At 74.1% G+C, this 17,854-nt stretch carries 15 protein-coding genes; 14 read left to right on the plus strand and 1 reads right to left on the minus strand.

Annotation, left to right across the window (positions count from 1 at the left end; genetic code table 11):
* The first annotated feature begins 57 nt into the window (after window positions 1-57).
* The 7 genes from ssd (at window position 58) to K6T13_RS01325 (ending at window position 4,779) form a co-directional block, all read left to right on the plus strand.
* The gene (ssd, locus tag K6T13_RS01295) at window positions 58-1,101 is read left to right on the plus strand and encodes a septum site-determining protein Ssd (RefSeq protein ID WP_222896239.1); all 1,044 of its coding nucleotides are present in this window, start codon (window positions 58-60) and stop codon (window positions 1,099-1,101) included.
* Entirely contained in the window at window positions 1,098-2,252 is a 1,155-nt protein-coding gene (locus K6T13_RS01300) for a TadA family conjugal transfer-associated ATPase (protein ID WP_222896240.1), read from the plus strand. Before ssd ends, K6T13_RS01300 begins: the two co-directional genes overlap by 4 nt.
* A complete protein-coding gene (locus K6T13_RS01305; protein WP_222896241.1) occupies window positions 2,249-3,004 on the plus strand; it encodes a type II secretion system F family protein in 756 nt (251 codons plus the stop codon). Before K6T13_RS01300 ends, K6T13_RS01305 begins: the two co-directional genes overlap by 4 nt.
* The gene (locus K6T13_RS01310) at window positions 3,001-3,723 is read left to right on the plus strand and encodes a type II secretion system F family protein (protein ID WP_222896242.1); all 723 of its coding nucleotides are present in this window, start codon (window positions 3,001-3,003) and stop codon (window positions 3,721-3,723) included. Before K6T13_RS01305 ends, K6T13_RS01310 begins: the two co-directional genes overlap by 4 nt.
* Window positions 3,724-3,881: 158 nt before the next feature.
* On the plus strand, window positions 3,882-4,064 hold the full coding sequence (locus K6T13_RS01315; protein WP_222896246.1) for a DUF4244 domain-containing protein: 183 nt from the start codon (window positions 3,882-3,884) through the stop codon (window positions 4,062-4,064).
* Window positions 4,061-4,417 (plus strand): TadE family type IV pilus minor pilin, encoded by a 357-nt coding sequence (locus K6T13_RS01320; RefSeq protein ID WP_222896259.1) that lies wholly within the window; start codon window positions 4,061-4,063, stop codon window positions 4,415-4,417. The genes K6T13_RS01315 and K6T13_RS01320 overlap by 4 nt, the downstream gene beginning before the upstream one ends.
* Entirely contained in the window at window positions 4,414-4,779 is a 366-nt protein-coding gene (locus K6T13_RS01325; protein WP_222896270.1) for an Rv3654c family TadE-like protein, read from the plus strand. Before K6T13_RS01320 ends, K6T13_RS01325 begins: the two co-directional genes overlap by 4 nt.
* Here the strand turns inward: K6T13_RS01325 and K6T13_RS01330 are convergent.
* Window positions 4,755-7,106, minus strand: coding sequence for a DEAD/DEAH box helicase (locus K6T13_RS01330; protein ID WP_222898090.1), 2,352 nt, complete (start codon window positions 7,104-7,106; stop codon window positions 4,755-4,757). The two genes, K6T13_RS01325 and K6T13_RS01330, sit on opposite strands and share 25 nt — an antisense overlap.
* Before the next feature lie 195 nt (window positions 7,107-7,301).
* Between K6T13_RS01330 and K6T13_RS01335 the strand changes: the two genes are divergently transcribed.
* The 7 genes from K6T13_RS01335 to K6T13_RS01365 all read left to right on the plus strand — a co-directional run bounded on the left by K6T13_RS01335 (window position 7,302) and on the right by K6T13_RS01365 (window position 17,845).
* Window positions 7,302-7,640: an STAS domain-containing protein gene (locus tag K6T13_RS01335; protein WP_222896293.1), complete on the plus strand. Its 339-nt coding sequence runs from the start codon at window positions 7,302-7,304 to the stop codon at window positions 7,638-7,640.
* Between the two features lie 123 nt (window positions 7,641-7,763).
* The gene (locus K6T13_RS01340) at window positions 7,764-10,130 is read left to right on the plus strand and encodes a sodium-translocating pyrophosphatase (RefSeq protein WP_222896294.1); all 2,367 of its coding nucleotides are present in this window, start codon (window positions 7,764-7,766) and stop codon (window positions 10,128-10,130) included.
* Window positions 10,131-10,204: 74 nt separating this feature from the next.
* A complete protein-coding gene (locus tag K6T13_RS01345) occupies window positions 10,205-11,689 on the plus strand; it encodes a DUF7059 domain-containing protein (protein ID WP_222896295.1) in 1,485 nt (494 codons plus the stop codon).
* A 59-nt stretch (window positions 11,690-11,748) separates the two neighbouring features.
* Window positions 11,749-14,424 carry a type I DNA topoisomerase gene (gene topA, locus K6T13_RS01350; RefSeq protein ID WP_222896296.1) on the plus strand — a complete coding sequence of 892 codons (2,676 nt, stop codon included), beginning with the start codon at window positions 11,749-11,751 and terminating at the stop codon, window positions 14,422-14,424.
* A 69-nt stretch (window positions 14,425-14,493) separates the two neighbouring features.
* A complete protein-coding gene (tmk, locus tag K6T13_RS01355) occupies window positions 14,494-15,138 on the plus strand; it encodes a dTMP kinase (protein WP_222896297.1) in 645 nt (214 codons plus the stop codon).
* A 5-nt stretch (window positions 15,139-15,143) separates the two neighbouring features.
* Window positions 15,144-16,307 carry a DNA polymerase III subunit delta' gene (locus K6T13_RS01360; protein ID WP_222896298.1) on the plus strand — a complete coding sequence of 388 codons (1,164 nt, stop codon included), beginning with the start codon at window positions 15,144-15,146 and terminating at the stop codon, window positions 16,305-16,307.
* Window positions 16,304-17,845, plus strand: a complete 1,542-nt coding sequence (locus K6T13_RS01365) for an alpha/beta hydrolase (RefSeq protein WP_222896299.1) — start codon at window positions 16,304-16,306, stop codon at window positions 17,843-17,845. Before K6T13_RS01360 ends, K6T13_RS01365 begins: the two co-directional genes overlap by 4 nt.
* Window positions 17,846-17,854 lie beyond the last annotated feature (9 nt).

Consider the following 17,854-nt stretch of genomic DNA (forward strand, 5'->3'; position numbering starts at 1 on the left):
CCACAGGGACGAACGCCGCGTGGTTGAGGGCGTCCCGGGCCGGGGCACGCTCCCGTCATGACCGCACCGCTCATCGTGACCTGCGACCAGACCCTGCTCGACGAGCTGCTGCGTCTCGGTGCCGCCGCCGGGGTCAGCCCGAGCGTCGCCGCCGACGCCGCCACCGGGCTCGCCGGGTGGGCGGCCGCACCGCTCGTCCTGGTCGGCGCCGACCTCGCCGAGGAGCTCGCCGAGCTGCGCCCGCTGCGGCGCGACGGCGTCCACGTCGTGTCCTGGGGCACCTTCCCGGCGCCGGCGATGCGGACGGCCCTGACGCTCGGTGCCGAGAACGTCGCCGAGCTGCCGCAGTCCGGCGAGTGGGTCGTCGAGCAGCTCACCGACCTCGGCGACCAGCGGCCGCGACGCGCCCGCACCCTCGGGGTGGTCGGCGGCTCGGGCGGTGCGGGGGCCACGGTCTTCGCGGCCGCGCTGGGCCAGGTGGCGGCCGCCGCAGGGCCGGCCGTGGTCGTCGACGCCGATCCCCTCGGTCCCGGCATGGACCGGGTCCTGGGCATGGAGGACCGGTCCGGGGTGCGCTGGGACGAGCTGTGCCAGACGACCGGCCGGCTCGGTGCCACCGCCCTCCGCGAGAGCCTGCCGCGCCGCGACGGGCTCGGCGTCCTGACCTGGTACGCCGGGGCGCCGGGAACCCTGCAGCCGTTCGCGGTCCGCGAGGTGCTCTCCGCGGCCCAGCGCGGCCACGAGACGGTGGTCGTCGACCTGCCACGCCGGCACGACGGCCTGCTCGACGAAGCCATCGCCCGGTGCGACGAGGTCCTCGTCGTGACGCGTGCCTCGGTCGGCGGCCTGGCTTCGGCGGCCCGGGTGGTCGCCGGTCTCCCCGACGCCGGCGCTGCGCGACTCGTGCTGCGCGGGCCCGGGCTCGACGCAGCCGACGTCGCCCGGGTGGTCGACACCCCGGTGGTGGCGGCGATGGGGGACCAGCGTGGCCTGGCCGAGTCGATCGACCTGGGGCTCGGACCGGTGCGGACCCGGCGCAGCCCTCTCGCGCGGACGGCCCGCGAGGTGCTGGGTTCCGTCGCGACCCGGTCGGCAGCGTGAGCGGTGCGCCCGCGGAGCTGCTCGACCTGGTCCGCGACCGGCTCGCCCACGAAGCGGGGACGCTGACCCCCCACCGGGTGGCCGAGGCGCTGCGCTCCCTGGGGGGTCCCGTGGGCGACGCCACCGTGCTCGCGGTCCACGAGGCGCTGGTGCGCGAGGTGATCGGGGCAGGGCCGCTCGAACCGCTGTTGCGGCAGCCCGGCGTCACGGACGTCCTGGTCAACGGTCCGGGTGCGGTCTACGTCGACCGGGGCGGGGGCCTCGAGAAGGTGGGGGTGAGCTTCCCCGACGACGAGGCCGTGCGCCGGCTGGCCCAGCGTCTCGCCGCGGCGGGCGGCCGCCGGCTCGACGACGCCACACCCTTCGTCGACGTGCGGCTCGTCGACGGCACCCGCCTGCACGCCGTGCTCAGCCCGGTCGCGAGACCCGGCACGGTCGTCTCGCTCCGGGTGCCGTCCGCCCGTGCCCTGACCCTGTCCGACCTGCTCGCCGCGGGCACCCTCACCGAGGTCGGAGCCCGGCTGCTCGCCTCCGTCGTCGAGGCCCGGCTCGCCTTCCTGGTCTCGGGCGGCACCGGGGCCGGGAAGACCACCCTGCTGGCGAGCGTCCTGTCCCTCGTCGACCCTGCCGAGCGGCTGGTGCTCGTCGAGGACGCCAGCGAGCTGCGGCCCGACCACCCCCACGTGGTCGGGCTCGAGGCGCGGCCGGCCAACCTCGAGGGGGCCGGCGAGGTGTCGGTGCGGACGCTGGTCCGCCAGGCGCTGCGGATGCGTCCCGACCGGCTGGTGGTGGGCGAGGTCCGGGACGGGTCGGTCACCGAGCTCCTCGCCGCCCTCAACACCGGCCACGAGGGCGGCTGCGGCACCATCCACGCCAACTCCGCCGGGGACGTCCCCGCCCGGATCGAGGCGCTCGCCCTGGCCAGTGGCTGGGAGCGGGCCGCCACCCACAGCCAGATCGCCTCTGCCCTCGACGTCGTCGTCCACCTCGCGCGGGCCCGGGACGGACGACGGGTGCTGCGGGAGGTCGCCGTCCCCCGCCGGGGGCCCGACGGGGTGGTCGGGCTGGTCCCGGCCGTCGAGTTCGACGACGACGGTGGTCACCGGGTGCGCGAGGGTGGCGAGCTCCTCGACCACCGGCTGACGGGATGAGTGTCGTCGCGGCCCTCGCCGCCGCGGCTGCGGCCTGGCTGTGCTGGCGGCCGCGGCCCCGCGCCGGGGCCAGCGCGCGCGATCCCGCTCCGGCCTGGCTCGGGGCACTGGCGTGCGTGGTGGCCGGCGCAGGTGTCGTCGTGGTCGGTCCCGCGGTTCTGGCGGTGGTGGTGGTGGCGTGGGCCGGCCGTTCCCTGGTGCGGACACGTGCTCGGCGCCGTGAGGCGGCGGTGACGGCCGACCGGGTCCTCGAGGCCTGCGAGCTGCTCGCCGCCGACGTCGCTGCCGGTCAACCCCCCTCGCGCTCGCTGACGGCCGCCGCCGCTGCCTGGCCGGCACTCGGCCCCGTGGCGCGGGCCGTCGCGCTGGGTGGCGACGTACCCACCGCGCTGCGAGAGGTGGCGTCCCGTCCCGGCGCGGCCGAGCTGCGCCTGGTCGCGGCGGCGTGGGCGGTGTCGCACCGGACCGGCGCAGGGCTGGCCGACGCGCTGACCCGGGTGGCGGCGTCCCTGCGGGCCGATCGCGCCACCCGCCGGGTGGTGGCGGGAGAGCTGGCCTCGGCACGGGCGACTGCCCGCCTCATGGCCGGGTTGCCGCTGCTGGTCCTCCTGCTCGGAGCCGGTGGCGCCCGGTCGCCGTGGGGCTTCCTGCTCGGCACGACGCCGGGGGTCCTGTGCCTGCTCGCGGGGCTGGGCCTGGGCGCGACGGGTCTGTGGTGGATCGAGCGGATCGCCGACGGGGTGACCGGGTGACCGCGCTGGTCGCGGGCACCGCGACCGCCCTGGCGATCTGGTGGGCGCTGCCGCCACGCCCGCAGCCACAGGCTCCGCTCGCCACCCGTCCGGACCGACGTGACACCGCGAGCGGTGACTGGCTGCATCGGGGCCGCCACGTGTGGCCGGTGCTCGCGGGCGCGGGGGTCTGGACGTTGGTCTCCGGGTGGACAGGTCTGGGCGGGGCGGTGCTCGCCGCCGTGGTGGTCCGCCACCTGGTGGGGTCGGCTGAGCCTGCCGCTTCCCGGCGGGAGCGCGAGGCGGTGCGCCGCGACCTGCCCGTGGTGGTGCTGCTGCTCGGCGTCGCGCTGCGCGGGGGTGCGGCCATCGTCCCCGCGATCCGCCAGGTGGGTGCTGCCCTGCCCGGAACCGCCGCGGCGCGGCTCGGTGTCGCCTGCGACCGCATCACGGTCGGCGTCGACCCCGAACGCGTGTGGCGCGACCTGGCCGGCGACCCCGCCCTCGCGCCGCTGGGCCGCGCGCTGGCCCGGGCCCACCGGTCGGGAGCTCCGGTCGCGCGTGCCGTCGAGCGGCTCGCCGACGACCTGGCGGCGACGGCCCGGGCCGAGGTCGAGGACCGTGCTCGGGCGGTCGGCGTCAAGGCCGCGCTGCCCCTGGGCGTGTGCCTGCTGCCGGCCTTCCTGCTCCTGGGGATCGTGCCGCTCGTGGTCAGTCTGGTGACGGGGATGACCTGGTGAGCCACCCGCCCGGCGAGCCACCGGGGCCGCGAGACGCCCACAGGCAGCGGCCGGTCCGGGCTCTCCACCGCCGGCGCCGCCACCCTCGCGGCACGGGTGGTCGGTTGACGAGGGTGAGGTCGACGGCCACAAGGCGTGGCCGGGACGAGGAGATCACGATGACCCACCACCCCCACCGCAGCCGGGCCGACCGCGGGATCACGACGGCCGAGTACGCCGTCGGCACGGCCGCGGGCGCCGGTCTGGCCGGGCTTCTCTACAAGCTGCTCACGGGCGGTCTGGGTGACCAGATGCTGCGCTCGCTCTTCGACCACGTCATGTCGCTGCTCGGTATCGGGTGAACCGCCGCGACCGGGGAGCGGTCACCGCTGAGCTGGCTCTCGGGCTGCCGCTGCTGCTGGGCGTGACGGTGGCGCTGGTGTGGCTGCTGGCGCTCGCCGCGGGCCAGGTCCGCGTGGTCGACGGTGCCCGAGAGGCGGCCCGCGCTCTGGCACGGGGTGATCCCGAGGCCGTGGCGTTCGCCCGCGCCGAACGGGTGTCCGGCCCGGGAAGCGCCGTGAGTGTGGTCCGCGGCGGTGGTGAGGTCACGGTCACCGTGCGTCGACCGGTGTCCCCTCCCGGTGGGCTGCTCGGTCGGCTCCCCGCGGTGGTCCTGGCCGCGGACGCCGTCGCCGCCACCGAGGCTGGGCGGTGACCCGGGAGCGGGGCTCCGCCAGCCTGCTCGTGGTGGCCTGCCTGTCGCTGCTGCTCCTGGTCACCGCCGCCCTGGGGGTGGCCGGCGCCATGGTGCGGGCCCACCGCACCGCCCAGGCGGCGGCAGACCTGGCGGCGCTCGGCGGCGCGGCGGCCGGCCAGCGCGGTGGAGACGCGTGCGCCACCGCCGAACGGCTGGCGGACGCCAACGGCGCCAGGATGACCGCCTGCCGGCTGGCCGGCCCCGACGTGGTGGTCCAGGTGGCGGTGGCCGGCCCCCGGTGGCTCGGGCAGCCCCACGACCTGGGCGCGTCAGCGCGGGCCGGTCCCGGTTCCGGTCAGCCGTCGGGCCCGACGCCCTGACGCGGCGCGTGGGCCAGCACCAGGTCGAGGAGGTCGAGGGCGCCGGCCTTGTCGAGCGGGTGGTTCTGGTTGCCGCACTTGGGCGACTGGACGCACGACGGGCAGCCCTCCGGGCACTCGCAGTCGGCGATGGTGTCACGGGTGGCGCGCAGCCACGCCGCGGCAGCCCGGTAGCCGCGCTCGGCGAAGCCGGCCCCACCCGGATGGCCGTCGTGGACGAACACGGTCAGCTGCCCGGTGTCGGCATGGCGGGCCGTGGAGACGCCGCCGATGTCCCAGCGGTCGCACGTCGCCACGAGCGGGAGCAGACCGATGGAGCAGTGCTCGGCGGCATGGGCCGCACCCGGCAGGTCGCGCGCCGCCAGCCCCGCGTCGGCCAGGAGGTCGTCGGGGACCGACCACCACACCGCCACGGTGTGCAGGGTGCGCTCGGGCAGGTCCAGCGGTTCCTCACCCATCACCTCCCCGGAGGGGTGGCGGCGCCGGAGGTAGGACACGACCTGGTGGGTGACCTCGACGTCACCGAGGCTGAGCCGCACCGGCCCCCACAGGACGTGCTCGCGTTCCCGCAGGATGGAGATGGACGTCGTCTCGCGCGCCGACGTGGACCATCCCGGGTCGGTGCGCTCGAGGACCGCGACGTGCTCGTCGAGGTCGAGCTCGTGGACCAGCCAGGTCTCGCCGCGATGGAGGTAGACCGCACCGGCGTGAGCCGTGCCGTGGGCCCGCGCCGCGTCGACCGTGCCGACGACCCGACCGGTGCCCGCCTCCATCAGCTGCACCGGCGTACCGCCGCCCGAGCGGATGTCGACGAGGTCGGCGGCCCGGCGCTGGTCGGTCCAGTACCAGCCGCGGGGGCGGCGCCGCAGCAGACCGGCCGCGGTCAGCTGGCCGAGCAGGTCCTCGGTCGTGGGCCCGAAGACCGGCAGGTCGGCCTCGGTGAGGGGCAGCTCCTGCGCGGCCGCGCACAGGTGGGGCCCGAGCACGTGGGGGTTGTCGGGGTCGAAGACGTTGGCCTCCACCGGCTGCCCGACCAGCGCCTCGGGGTGGTGCACGAGGTAGGTGTCGAGGGGGTCGTCGCGGGCGACGAGGACGCCCAGCGCGTCGCCCGCCCCGCGGCCGGCCCGTCCCAGCTGCTGCCACAGGGCGGCCCGGGTGCCGGGGAAGCCCACCATGAGGACCGCGTCCAGGCCGGAGACGTCAATCCCGAGCTCGAGCGCGTTGGTGGCCGCCAGGCCCGTGAGGTCGCCCGCCCTCAGCTGCTGCTCCAGCTCACGCCTCTCCTCGGGCAGGTAGCCGCCGCGGTAGGCCGCGACCGTCTCGCGCAGTGACGGGTCCACCTCGGCCAGCAGGTCACTGGTGGTGCGGGCCAGCTGCTCGACCCCCCGCCGCGAGCGGGCGAAGGCCAGCGTCCGTACGCCGTCGACCACCAGGTCGGCGAGCAGGTCGGCGGTCTCCGACGTGGCCGACCGCCGCACCGGCGCGCCGTTCTCGCCGAGGAAGGAGGTCAGCGGCGGCTCCCACAGCGCCAGCGCCACGTGGCCCCGCGGCGAGGCGTCGTCGGTCACCGCGGTCACGGGCACTCCGGTCAGCCGGGCCGCCGCCGCGGCAGGGTCGGACATCGTCGCCGAGGCGAGCACGAAGACCGGGTCGGAGCCGTAGCGGTGGCAGACGCGGCGGAGCCGGCGCAGCACCTGGGCGACGTGGGCACCGAAGACGCCGCGGTAGTGGTGGGCCTCGTCGACGACCACGTAGCGCAACGTCGCCAGCAACCGTGACCACCGCTCGTGGGCGGGCAGCAGCGAGCGGTGGAGCATGTCGGGGTTGGTGAGCACGTACTCGCCGTGGTCGCGCGTCCAGTCGCGCTGCTCGCGGGTGCTGTCGCCGTCATGGGTCGAGAGACGCACGTCGAGGCCGAGGGCGTCGAGGCCCGCCCACTGGTCGTGGGCCAGCGCCTTGGTGGGGGCGAGGTAGAGGGCGGCCGCGCCGCGCTCGCCCCGGCCACCCCGGGCCGTGAGGACGGCCGAGAGGGCGGGCACCTGGAAGGCGAGGGACTTGCCCGAGGCGGTGCCGGTCGACAGCACCACGTGGGCGCCGCCCCACGCCGCTTCCGCCGCGGCCACCTGGTGCTGCCACGGGGCGAGCACCCCACGGGCGGCGTACGCCGCCTGCACCTCGGTGGGCACCCACGCCGGCCAGGCGGCGTGTCGCGCGGGCCGGGGTGGCAGCTCCTCGACGTGGGTCAGCCGGTCGGCGCGAGCCTCGCCGACGGTGAGCCGGTCGAGCAGCTCGGGGAGCTCGCGCTGCCCGTGGTCGCCGGCCGTCATCACCCGGGCAGTCTGGCAAACGGGGCTGACGGTCCCGCCCTGCCGAGGGGGTCCCGCGGCCGGTCTCCACAACTCGGTCGACGCTTCTGCCCCATGCCAGAGCCGGGCGTGCTTTGATAGACCCGGACGACGGAGCGAGGACTTACCTGTCACGAGGCCGGCAACCGGTCTCGGCGCAGGCTCTGGGGAGAACACGTGGACCTGACACTGACGACGCGCGAGGCGGATGGGAAGACCATTGTCGCCGTCGGTGGGGAGATCGACGTCTACACGGCGCCGAAGCTGCGCGACAAGATCACCGAGCTGGTCTCGGCCGGCTCCTACGAGCTGGTGGTCGACATGCAGGCGGTCGAGTTCCTCGACTCCACCGGTCTGGGCGTCCTGGTCGGCGGCCTCAAGAAGGTCCGCGCCCACGACGGCTCCCTGGAGCTGGTGTGCAACCAGGACCGGCTGCTCAAGATCTTCCGGATCACCGGCCTGGCCAAGGTCTTCGTGATCCACGAGACGCCCGACGAGGCGCTCACCGCCGGCTGACGGCTGCGGCCCCGCCGGGCCGCTGCGATGTGGTTCCCCTCACACCCAGGTGCGTCGCGCCCCGGAGGCGTGCGTAGACTCCGCGACGTTCGTGAGACTTGACTCACTCCCAGGAGGAATCACATGACCGGGGTCCTGCCCGCTGTCGTTGATGTCTCCGGCGGCAACTTCGTGCTGGTCCTCGTCGTCTTCCTGATCTCGCTCGGCGCGCTCGGGATGGCGTACATGTTCCGCCAGGAAGTGCTTTCCGCCGGTGAAGGCACCCAGAACATGCAGAACATCGCCCACGCGGTGCAGGAGGGCGCCAACGCCTACTTGCAGCGACAGTTCCGGACTCTCGGGATCTTCGCCGCGGTCGCGTTCTTCGTCCTCCTCGCACTCCCTGCGGACGATGCGGGCGTGCGGATCGGGCGATCCGTCTTCTTCCTGGTGGGCGCCGGCTTCTCGGCCGCCATCGGGTACCTCGGCATGAGCCTGGCGGTGCGCGCCAACCTGCGCGTCGCCGCCGCCGCCGAGACCGAGGGTCGTGACCCCGCGATGACCGTCGGCTTCCGTACCGGCGCCTTCGTCGGCATGGCCACCGTCGGCCTGGGCCTGCTGGGCGCCAGCGTCGTCGTGATGCTCTTCAAGGACGGCGCCCCCATCGTGCTGGAGGGCTTCGGCTTCGGCGCCGCGCTCCTCGCGATGTTCATGAGGGTCGGCGGCGGCATCTTCACCAAGGCCGCCGACGTGGGCGCCGACCTGGTCGGCAAGGTCGAGCACAACATCCCCGAGGACGACCCGCGCAACGCCGCGACCATCGCCGACAACGTCGGTGACAACGTCGGCGACTGCGCCGGCATGGCCGCCGACCTCTTCGAGTCCTACGCCGTCACGCTGGTGGCCGCGCTGATCCTCGGCTCGCAGGCCTTCGGCGACAAGGGGCTGGTGTTCCCGCTGATCGTGCCGACCATCGGCGCGCTCACCGCGGTGCTCGGCGTCTACATCACGCGGCCCAGGGCGGGCGAGAACGGCCTGACCACGATCAACCGGGCCTTCTACATCTCCTCGGCCGTCGGCGCCGTCGCGTGCGTGATCGCCGCCTTCGCCTTCCTGCCGGGCAGCTTCGCGGACTTCGCCAACCTCGAGGGGGGTGCCGGCTTCGAGGGGGACCCGCGCCTGATCGCGTCCGCCGCCGTCGTCATCGGCATCGTGATGGCCGCCGGCATCCTGTTCCTGACCGGCTACTTCACCGGCACCGAGTTCAAGCCGGTCAAGGACGTCGGCCGGACCTCGCTGACCGGACCGGCCACCGTGATCCTCTCCGGCCTCGCGGTCGGCTTCGAGTCGGCCGTCTACACCACCCTGGTGATCGGCGCCGCCGTGTTCGGTGCGTTCCTGCTCGGTGGTGCGTCGCTGACGGTCTCGCTGTTCGCCGTCGCCCTGGCCGGCTGCGGCCTGCTGACCACGGTCGGCGTGATCGTGGCCATGGACACCTTCGGCCCGGTCTCCGACAACGCTCAGGGCATCGCCGAGATGTCCGGTGACGTCAGCCCGGAGGGCGCGCAGATCCTCACCGAGCTCGACGCGGTCGGCAACACGACCAAGGCCATCACCAAGGGCATCGCGATCGCGACCGCCGTGCTGGCGGCGACCGCGCTCTTTGGCTCCTACGCGACCTCGGTCGCCGAGGCGCTCGCGGAGGCCAACGCGGAGCGGGGCGAGTTCAGCTTCGAGCGGTTCTTCGTCTTCGACCCGTCGGTGCTCGTCGGCGTCCTGCTCGGTGCCGCCGTGGTGTTCCTCTTCTCCGGCCTGGCGATCAACGCGGTCGGCCGGGCCGCCGGCGCGGTCGTCTTCGAGGTGCGGCGCCAGTTCCGCGACATCCCCGGGATCATGGAGGGCACCGGTCGTCCGGAGTACGGCCGGGTGGTCGACATCGTCACCAAGGACTCGCTGCGCGAGCTGGTGACGCCGGGCCTCCTGGCGGTCATGGCTCCGGTCGCGGTCGGCTTCGGCCTCGGTGTGACGGCGCTCGCCGGCTTCCTCGCCGGTGCGATCGGTGCCGGCACCCTGATGGCGGTCTTCCTCGCCAACGCCGGTGGTGCCTGGGACAACGCCAAGAAGCTCGTCGAGGACGGCTTCCACGGCGGCAAGGGCTCGGAGGCGCACGCGGCGACCGTCATCGGCGACACGGTGGGCGACCCGTTCAAGGACACCGCGGGGCCGGCCATCAACCCGCTGCTCAAGGTGATGAACCTGGTCTCCCTGCTGATCGCCGGAGCCATCGTGTCGATGTCGGTCGGTGAGGACCAGAACGACCCGCTGCGGATCGTCATCGCCCTCATCGCCGTGGCGGTGATCGTCGGCGCGGTGGTCGTGTCGAAGCGGCGGTCCACCGTGATCGGCGACGACGACCCGGGCGTGCCGGCCCAGCCGCACACGCCGCCGGCGCCGGAGTCCGAGGGTGACCCGGCTCCGACCCAGCGGTTCGAGCCGAGCCAGCAGCAGTAACGCCGTCAGCGCGACGCCCCGCCCGGGACCCTCGGGCGGGGCGTCGTCGCCTTCCCGGATGGTTGGATGGCGGGATGCTGTCGCCGGACCTGACCGCGCGCCTGCGTGAGGCACTCGCGGGCGCCGGCTACGGCTTCGACGCCGTGGTCGCCCAGCTCGGCGCGACCGCCCACGAGGCGCTGGCCCGCAACGAGACCACCCCCGCGCTGCGCCGGACGGCGGGCGACTCCCCGCTGGAGGGGCTGGTCCGCCTCTTCCTGCTCCAGGCGGGCGTCGACCGTGACGCCGCAGACAGGGCGCTGCCCGGGCTGGTGGACCCGCTCGTGGCGGTGGGCATGCTCGAGGAGGGGGGCGGCGAGGTCCGGGCCCTCGTCGACTGCCGACCGTACGCCGACGACGAGCACGACCTCTGGGTCGTCAGCGACCTCACCCCCGGCCTCGACGGCAGCGACGCCCAGGTCGGCCCCGACCACGTGCTCGGCATCAGCCCGGCGTCCACCTCGCTGGCCCAGCTCACCGTCCGCCGGCCCGTGGGCCGCTCGCTCGACCTGGGCACCGGTTGTGGCGTCCAGGCGCTGCACCTCGCGACGCACAGCGACCAGGTCATCGCCACCGACGTCAACGAGCGCGCCCTGGCCATCACCCGCCTCAACTGCGGGCTCAACGGCGTCGCGAACGTCGACGTGCGGGCCGGGTCGCTGCTCGACCCGCTCGCCGGTGAGCGCTTCGACCTGATCGCCACCAACCCGCCGTTCGTCATCGGACCCGGTACCGGCGAGCTGCTGGTCTACCGCGACAGCGGTCTCCCCGGGGACCAGGTGGTCGAGCAGATCGTCCGGGGCGCCCCGGAGCACCTCGCGCCCGGCGGGTGGCTGCAGGTGCTGGCCAACTGGGCGGTGGTGGAGGGACGGCCGTGGGAGGAGCGGCTGGCCGACTGGCTGCCCGCCGACCACACGGCGCTGGTGGTGCAGCGCGAGGTCCTCGACCCCACGGCGTACGTGGAGCTGTGGCTCAAGGACGCGGGCCTGCACGGCAGCGTCGCCTACCGCACCCGGTACGACGCGTGGCTCGACTGGTTCGAGGAGCAGCAGATCGAGGCGCTGGGCTTCGGGTGGATCTGCGTCCGGGCGGCGCCGGGTGGGCAGCAGCTCCTCGACTGGCCGTACGCCGTCGAGCAGCCGATCGCACCGGCGGTCGCGGCCTGGGGGGAGGCCGCTGCGCGGCTGGCCGGTCTCTCCGACGAGGCCCTGCTCGCCACCCACCCGACGGCCGCCCCCGACGTGCGTCAGGAGACCGACGGGGCACCCGGAGCGGCCGACCCCGAGACGATCGTGCTGCGTCAGCAGCGGGGGCTCCGCCGCGCCCGCACGGTCGACACCGTCGTCGCCGGCTTCGTGGGCGCGGCCGACGGCGACCTGAGCACCGCGCAGCTGCTCGACGCCCTCGCGTCCCTGCTCGGGAGGTCGCCAACCGAGCTGCGGACGGAGTACCTTCCCCTCGTCCGAGACCTGGTGGCCGAGGGCTTCCTGAGCCTGACGGGGGACAGCGCGCTACCGTGATCGGCCCGTGGCCCCGCTCGTGGGTCACCCCGAACGACCAAGCCAGGAGAGTCAGCCAGGTGGCACACAAGCTCGTCATCGTCGAGTCCCCCGCCAAGGCCCGCACCATCGGCGGGTACCTCGGCAAGGGCTACGTCGTCGAGTCCTCCATCGGCCACATCCGCGACCTCCCGACCAGTGCGGCCGACACCCCCGCGAAGATCAAGGACCAGCCCTGGGGCCGGCTCGCCGTCGACGTCGACCACGGCTTCGAGCCCTACTACGTGGTTCCGCGCGACAAGAAGGCCCACATCAGCAAGCTCAAGAAGCTGCTGAAGGAGGCCGACGAGCTCTACCTCGCCACGGACGAGGACCGCGAGGGTGAGGCGATCGCCTGGCACCTGCTCGACGAGCTGAAGCCGAAGGACATCCCGGTCAAGCGGATGGTGTTCCACGAGATCACCAAGGCCGCGATCCAGGCCGCTGCGGAGAACCCCCGTGAGCTCGACATGGACCTCGTCGAGGCCCAGGAGGCGCGCCGCATCCTCGACCGGCTCTACGGCTACGAGGTAAGCCCCGTGCTCTGGAAGAAGGTCATGTCCGGGCTCTCCGCGGGCCGGGTCCAGTCGGTCGCGACGCGCCTGGTCGTCGACCGCGAGAAGGAGCGGATGGCCTTCCGGGTCGCGTCCTACTGGGACCTGGAGGCCACCTTCGACGCCGGCGGTGCCTACGAGCCGCGGATGTTCCCGGCGCGGCTGCACTCGGTCGACGAGGTGCGCGTGGCGCGTGGCTCCGACTTCGGAACCGACGCGCAGCTGACCAAGCAGGACCGGCTCCACCTGACCCGCGCCGACGCCGAGGCGCTCGCGACCGGGCTGGTCGACACGACCTACGACGTCCGGTCGGTGGAGTCCAAGCCCTACACCCGCAAGCCCTACGCGCCGTTCCGCACGACCACGTTGCAGCAGGAGGCCTCGCGCAAGCTGGGCATGGGTGCCTCGGTGACGATGTCGGTGGCCCAGCGGCTCTACGAGAACGGCTTCATCACCTACATGCGGACCGACTCGACCACGCTGTCGGACGCGGCGGTCGGGGCCGCCCGCTCGCAGGTGCGCGAGCTCTACGGCGAGGAGTACCTGCCCGAGCAGCCCCGCGTCTACGCGAGCACCGTCAAGAACGCCCAGGAGGCGCACGAGGCGATCCGGCCCGCTGGCGACACGTTCCGGACTCCCGCGGAGACCGGGCTGACCGGTGAGCAGTTCCGGCTCTACGAGCTGATCTGGATGCGGACGGTCGCCTCCCAGATGAAGGACGCCAAGGGCAGCTCGGTCACGATCCGGCTGGGTGGTCGCGCCGCCGACGGTCGCGACGCGGTCTTCACCGCCAGCGGGCGCACCATCACCTTCCACGGCTTCCTCAAGGCCTACGTCGAGGGCACCGACGCCGGTGCCTCGCGCGACGACGCCGAGACCCGGCTGCCTGCGCTCACCGAGGGCGAGCCGGTGACGGCGGCCTCGGTCAGCCCCGAGGGCCACGAGACCAAGCCGCCGGCCCGCTACACCGAGGCGACCCTGATCAAGGAGCTCGAGGACCGCAAGATCGGCCGACCCTCGACGTACGCCTCGATCATCGGGACCATCCTCAACCGCGGCTACGTCTACAAGAAGGGCACCGCCCTGGTGCCGGCCTGGCTGGCGTTCTCGGTGACCCGGCTGTTGGTCGAGCACTTCCCACGCCAGATCGACTACGAGTTCACCGCCCTCATGGAGGACGTGCTCGACGACATCGCCGGCGGCCGCCGTGACCGCAACACCGAGCTCGCGGAGTTCTACTTCGGGTCCGGCGACATCACGGGCCTCAAGACGCTGGTCGACGAGCTCGGCGAGATCGACGCCCGCGAGCTCGCGACGTTCCCCATCGGCGAGGCGGGCGACGGCGTCAACCTCCGGGTCGGCCGCTACGGCCCCTACCTCGAGGGCACCGACGAGGGCCCGTACGCCGGCAAGCGGGCCAACGTGCCCGACGACCTGCCGCCCGACGAGCTGACCTCGGCCAAGGCCCGCGAGCTGTTCGCGAACCCGGCGGGCGAGGAGATCCAGCTCGGCGAGCACCCGGAGACCGGCTTGGCGGTGGTGGCCAAGAACGGGCGCTACGGCCCCTACGTGACCGAGCTGCTGCCCGAGGACGCCCCGAAGTCAGCGAAGCCGCGGACCGGCTCGCTCTTCGCGTCCATGAGCCTCGACACGGTGACCCTCGAGGACGCCGTGACGCTGCTGTCGTTGCCACGCGTGGTCGGCACCGACCCCGAGTCGGGAGAGGAGATCACCGCCCAGAACGGTCGCTACGGGCCCTACCTCAAGAAGGGGTCCGACTCGCGGTCCCTCGACGCCGAGGAGAAGCTGCTCACCATCACGCTCGAGGAGGCGCTGGCGATCTACGCCCAGCCCAAGCAGCGGGGGCGGGCGGCCGCCGCGGCGCCGCTGAAGGAGCTCGGCGACGACCCCGTCTCCGGCCAGCCGGTGGTGGTGAAGTCCGGCAGGTTCGGCGAGTACGTCACCGACGGTGAGTACAACGCCACCCTGCGCCAGGGTGACTCCGTCGAGTCGATCACCATCGAGCGCGCCGCCGAGCTGCTGGCCGAGCGTCGCGCCAAGGGTCCGGCCAAGAAGTCGGCCAAGAAGGGCGCGAAGAAGACCGCGAAGAAGGCAGCCAAGAAGACCGCGAAGAAGACCACGAAGAAGACGGCGAAGAAGTAGTTCGCGTGTGGGCTGCCGGGTGCGTCGGGGTCCCGGTCGGCTGTGGGCCCTCGCCCGTAGGGTGAACCCGTGACCGACGGGACCTTCACGACGACCGGGGTCTTCGTCTGCTTCGAGGGCGGCGAGGGTGCGGGCAAGTCCACGCAGTCCGAGGCGCTCGCCGGGTGGCTCACCGAGCTGGGCTACGCCGTGCGGCTGACGTTCGAGCCCGGCGACACCCCGGTGGGCAAGCAGCTGCGTGGCATCGTCCTCGACCCGGCCACCGGCGCGCTCTCGCCCCGCACGGAGGCACTGCTCTACGCCGCCGACAAGGCCGAGCACGTCGACACCCTGGTGCGCCCTGCGCTCGACCGGGGCGAGGTCGTGATCACCGACCGCTACGTCGACTCCTCGATCGCCTACCAGGGCGCCGGCCGCGTGCTCGACCAGGCCGAGGTGGCCCGCCTGCAGCGCTGGGCCACGGCCGACCTCCGCCCCCACCTGACGGTGGTGCTCGACGTCGCCCCGGCAGACGGGCTGGGCCGCTTCGAGGGCCGCGACCGCATCGAGGCCGAGTCCGTGGAGTTCCACGAGCGGGCGCGCCAGGCGTTCCTCGCGTTCGCGGCGGCCGACCCCGACCACTACCTCGTGCTCGACGCGCGGGCCCCCGTCGACGAGATCGCGGCCGCCGTCCGCCAGCGCGTCCAGCCGCTGCTGGGGCAGGCCACCCGGTGACGGCCGTGCAGCAGCCCGCCCCCACCGTCTGGGACGACCTCGTGGGCCAGCACCGCGTCGTCGAGGCGCTGCGGCACGCCGTGGCCGGGAAGGGCATGTCCCACGCCTGGCTCTTCACCGGGCCGCCCGGGTCCGGCCGGTCCAACGCCGCGGTCGCCTTCGCTGCCGCACTGCAGTGCGAGCAGGGGGGGTGCGGCGCGTGCCACGAGTGCCGCACCGTGCTCAAGGGCTCCCACGCCGACGTCACCATGGTCCGCACCGAGAAGCTCTCCATCGGCGTCGACGAGGTGCGCGAGCTGGTCCGGCGCTCCGCACTGGCCCCGGTCGGGCGGCGGTGGCAGATCCTCGTCGTCGAGGACGCCGACCGGCTCACCGAGCAGGCCTGCAACGCCCTGCTCAAGGCCATCGAGGAGCCCACCGACCGCACCGTGTGGATGCTGTGTGCCCCCACCGTCGAGGACGTCCTGCCCACCATCCGCTCGCGGACGCGCCTGGTCTCCCTCACCACCCCGGTGGCGCGGGAGGTCGCCGGCTTCCTGGTGCGGGTCGACGGCGTCGAGGAGTCGCTGGCGGCGTACGCCGCTCGCGCCAGCCAGGGGCACATCGGTCGTGCCCGCGCCCTCGCCCGTGACCCCGAGACCCGGGAGCGCCGCAACCGGGTGGTCGCGATCCCTGCCCGGCTCACCTCGCTCGGCGCCTGCCTCGCCGCGGCCACCGAGCTGGCCGAGACGACCAAGACCGAGGCCGACGCCATCACCTCCGAGCTCGACAGCCGTGAGCGGCAGGACCTGGCCGAGGGGTTCGGGGTGGTGGAGCGCGGCAGGCGTCCGCGCGAGTACGCCCCCGCGCTGGCCGCACTGGAGAAGAGCCAGCGCACGCGCGCGAAGCGGCGCCACCTCGACGTCGTCGACCGCAGCCTCATGGACCTGGTCTCGGTCTACCGCGACGCGATCGCGCTGGCTGCGGGGGCGCCCGGGGAGCTGGTCAACGAGGAGCTGCGCGACCAGGTGTCCGGGATGGCGGAGGAGTCCTCGGCCGAGCTCAACCTGCGCCGGATCGGGTGGATCTTCGAGGCCCGCGAGCAGATGCTGGAGTTCAACGTGCCGGTCGCGCTGGCGCTCGAGTCGATGATGGTGGCGCTGAAGCTCCCCGAGGGTGCGCGTCGGTGAGGCGGTTGCTCGCCGCCGCTCTCGCGGTGCTGCTCGTGGTGGGCGTCGGCGGCTGGCTGGTCGCGGGGGCGCTGGGCGGGGAGGACCCCCCACCGCGTGAGCCGTGGTCGGCGGCTCCGCGCGAGCCCGGCGCCGGTGACGCCCCCGATCCCGACCTCGCCCGCTTCTACGGGCAGCAGCTGACCTGGACGCCGTGCGGCGACAAGGACTGCGCGCGACTCACCGTCCCGCTCGACTACGACCGTCCGGGCGGTCGCACCATCGAGCTGGCGTTGCTGCGGTCGCGCGCGCTCGGGCAGGCGCGCGGCGCCCTGGTGTTCAACCCGGGCGGTCCCGGCGCGCCCGGCACCGACTACGTCGCGCAGGCCGGGCGGCTCTTCGGCGCACCCCTGCGTCGCGCCTACGACATCGTCGGCTTCGACCCTCGCGGCACGGGCGAGAGCGCCCCGGTCGACTGCCTCTCCGACGCCGAGCTCGACCAGTTCCTGGCCCTCGACCCGAGCCCCGACGGACCGGCCGAGGTGCGCGCCTACACCCGCTGGCTGGACCGGTTCGGTCGCGGGTGCGTCGAGAGCGACGCCGAGCTCGCCGCCCACGTGTCCACCGTCGAGACGGCGCGCGACCTCGACGTGCTGCGGGCCGCCCTCGGCCAGGCGCACCTCGACTACCTGGGGGCCTCCTACGGCACCGCGCTCGGGGCGACGTACGCCGAGCTCTTCCCCGACCGGGTCGGCCGCCTGGTGCTCGACGCCGCCGTCGACGTCTCGCTCACGACGCGTGAGGCCAACCTCGGGCAGGCCCGTGGCTTCCAGCAGGCCCTCGAGGCCTACATCAGCGACTGCGTCGACAACGTGGACGGCTGCTACCTCGGCGATTCGGTCGACGAGGGGCTCGACCTGGTCGCCGGGCTGCTCGCCGAGGTCGACCGGTCGCCGCTGCCGACCGCGTCCGGCCGCGAGCTGACGGTGGGCCACGCGGTCTACGGCATCGCGCTCCCGCTCTACGACCGCAACCTGTGGTTCCTCCTCAGCCAGGCGCTGCGGGCGGCCGGGGACGGCGACGGCACGGCCCTGCTCGCCCTCGCCGACCTCTATGCCTCGCGCACGCCCTCGGGCTACTCCGACAACAGCCGCGAGGCGTTCCTGGCGATCAACTGCCTCGACGACCCGACCGCGGTGCCGCCGGCCGAGGTCCGTGCCCAGCTCGACGACTTCCGGGAGGCCTCCCCGACGTTCGGCGACTTCTTCGCGTGGTCGCTGGCCGGCTGCCGGGGTCAGGTGGCCGAGTCGACCGAGCCCGACCTCGAGATCGACGGCAGTGGTGCCGCGCCGATCCTGGTGATCGGCACCACCCGCGACCCCGCCACGCCCTACGCGTGGGCCGAGGCGCTGGCCGCCCAGCTCGACAGCGGCGTGCTGCTCACCCGCGAGGGCGACGGCCACACCGCCTACAACAGCGGCAACAACGACTGCATCGACGACGCCGTGGAGGCCTACCTCGTCGAGGGCACGGTCCCCGAACCCGGCACCACCTGCTGACCCACCGCC

Origin of the sequence: Nocardioides coralli (genome assembly GCF_019880385.1) — a bacterium.
Lineage (GTDB): Bacteria > Actinomycetota > Actinomycetes > Propionibacteriales > Nocardioidaceae > Nocardioides > Nocardioides coralli.

Excerpts from the sequence above, each read along its gene's own strand:
- ssd (WP_222896239.1), top strand. The coding sequence starts at position 58 with ATGACCGCACCGCTCATCGTGACCTGCGACCAGACCCTGCTCGACGAG.
- K6T13_RS01305 (WP_222896241.1), top strand. The coding sequence starts at position 2,249 with ATGAGTGTCGTCGCGGCCCTCGCCGCCGCGGCTGCGGCCTGGCTGTGC.
- K6T13_RS01315 (WP_222896246.1), top strand. The coding sequence starts at position 3,882 with ATGACCCACCACCCCCACCGCAGCCGGGCCGACCGCGGGATCACGACG.
- K6T13_RS01330 (WP_222898090.1), bottom strand. The coding sequence starts at position 7,106 with ATGACGGCCGGCGACCACGGGCAGCGCGAGCTCCCCGAGCTGCTCGAC.
- K6T13_RS01340 (WP_222896294.1), top strand. The coding sequence starts at position 7,764 with ATGACCGGGGTCCTGCCCGCTGTCGTTGATGTCTCCGGCGGCAACTTC.
- K6T13_RS01345 (WP_222896295.1), top strand. The coding sequence starts at position 10,205 with ATGCTGTCGCCGGACCTGACCGCGCGCCTGCGTGAGGCACTCGCGGGC.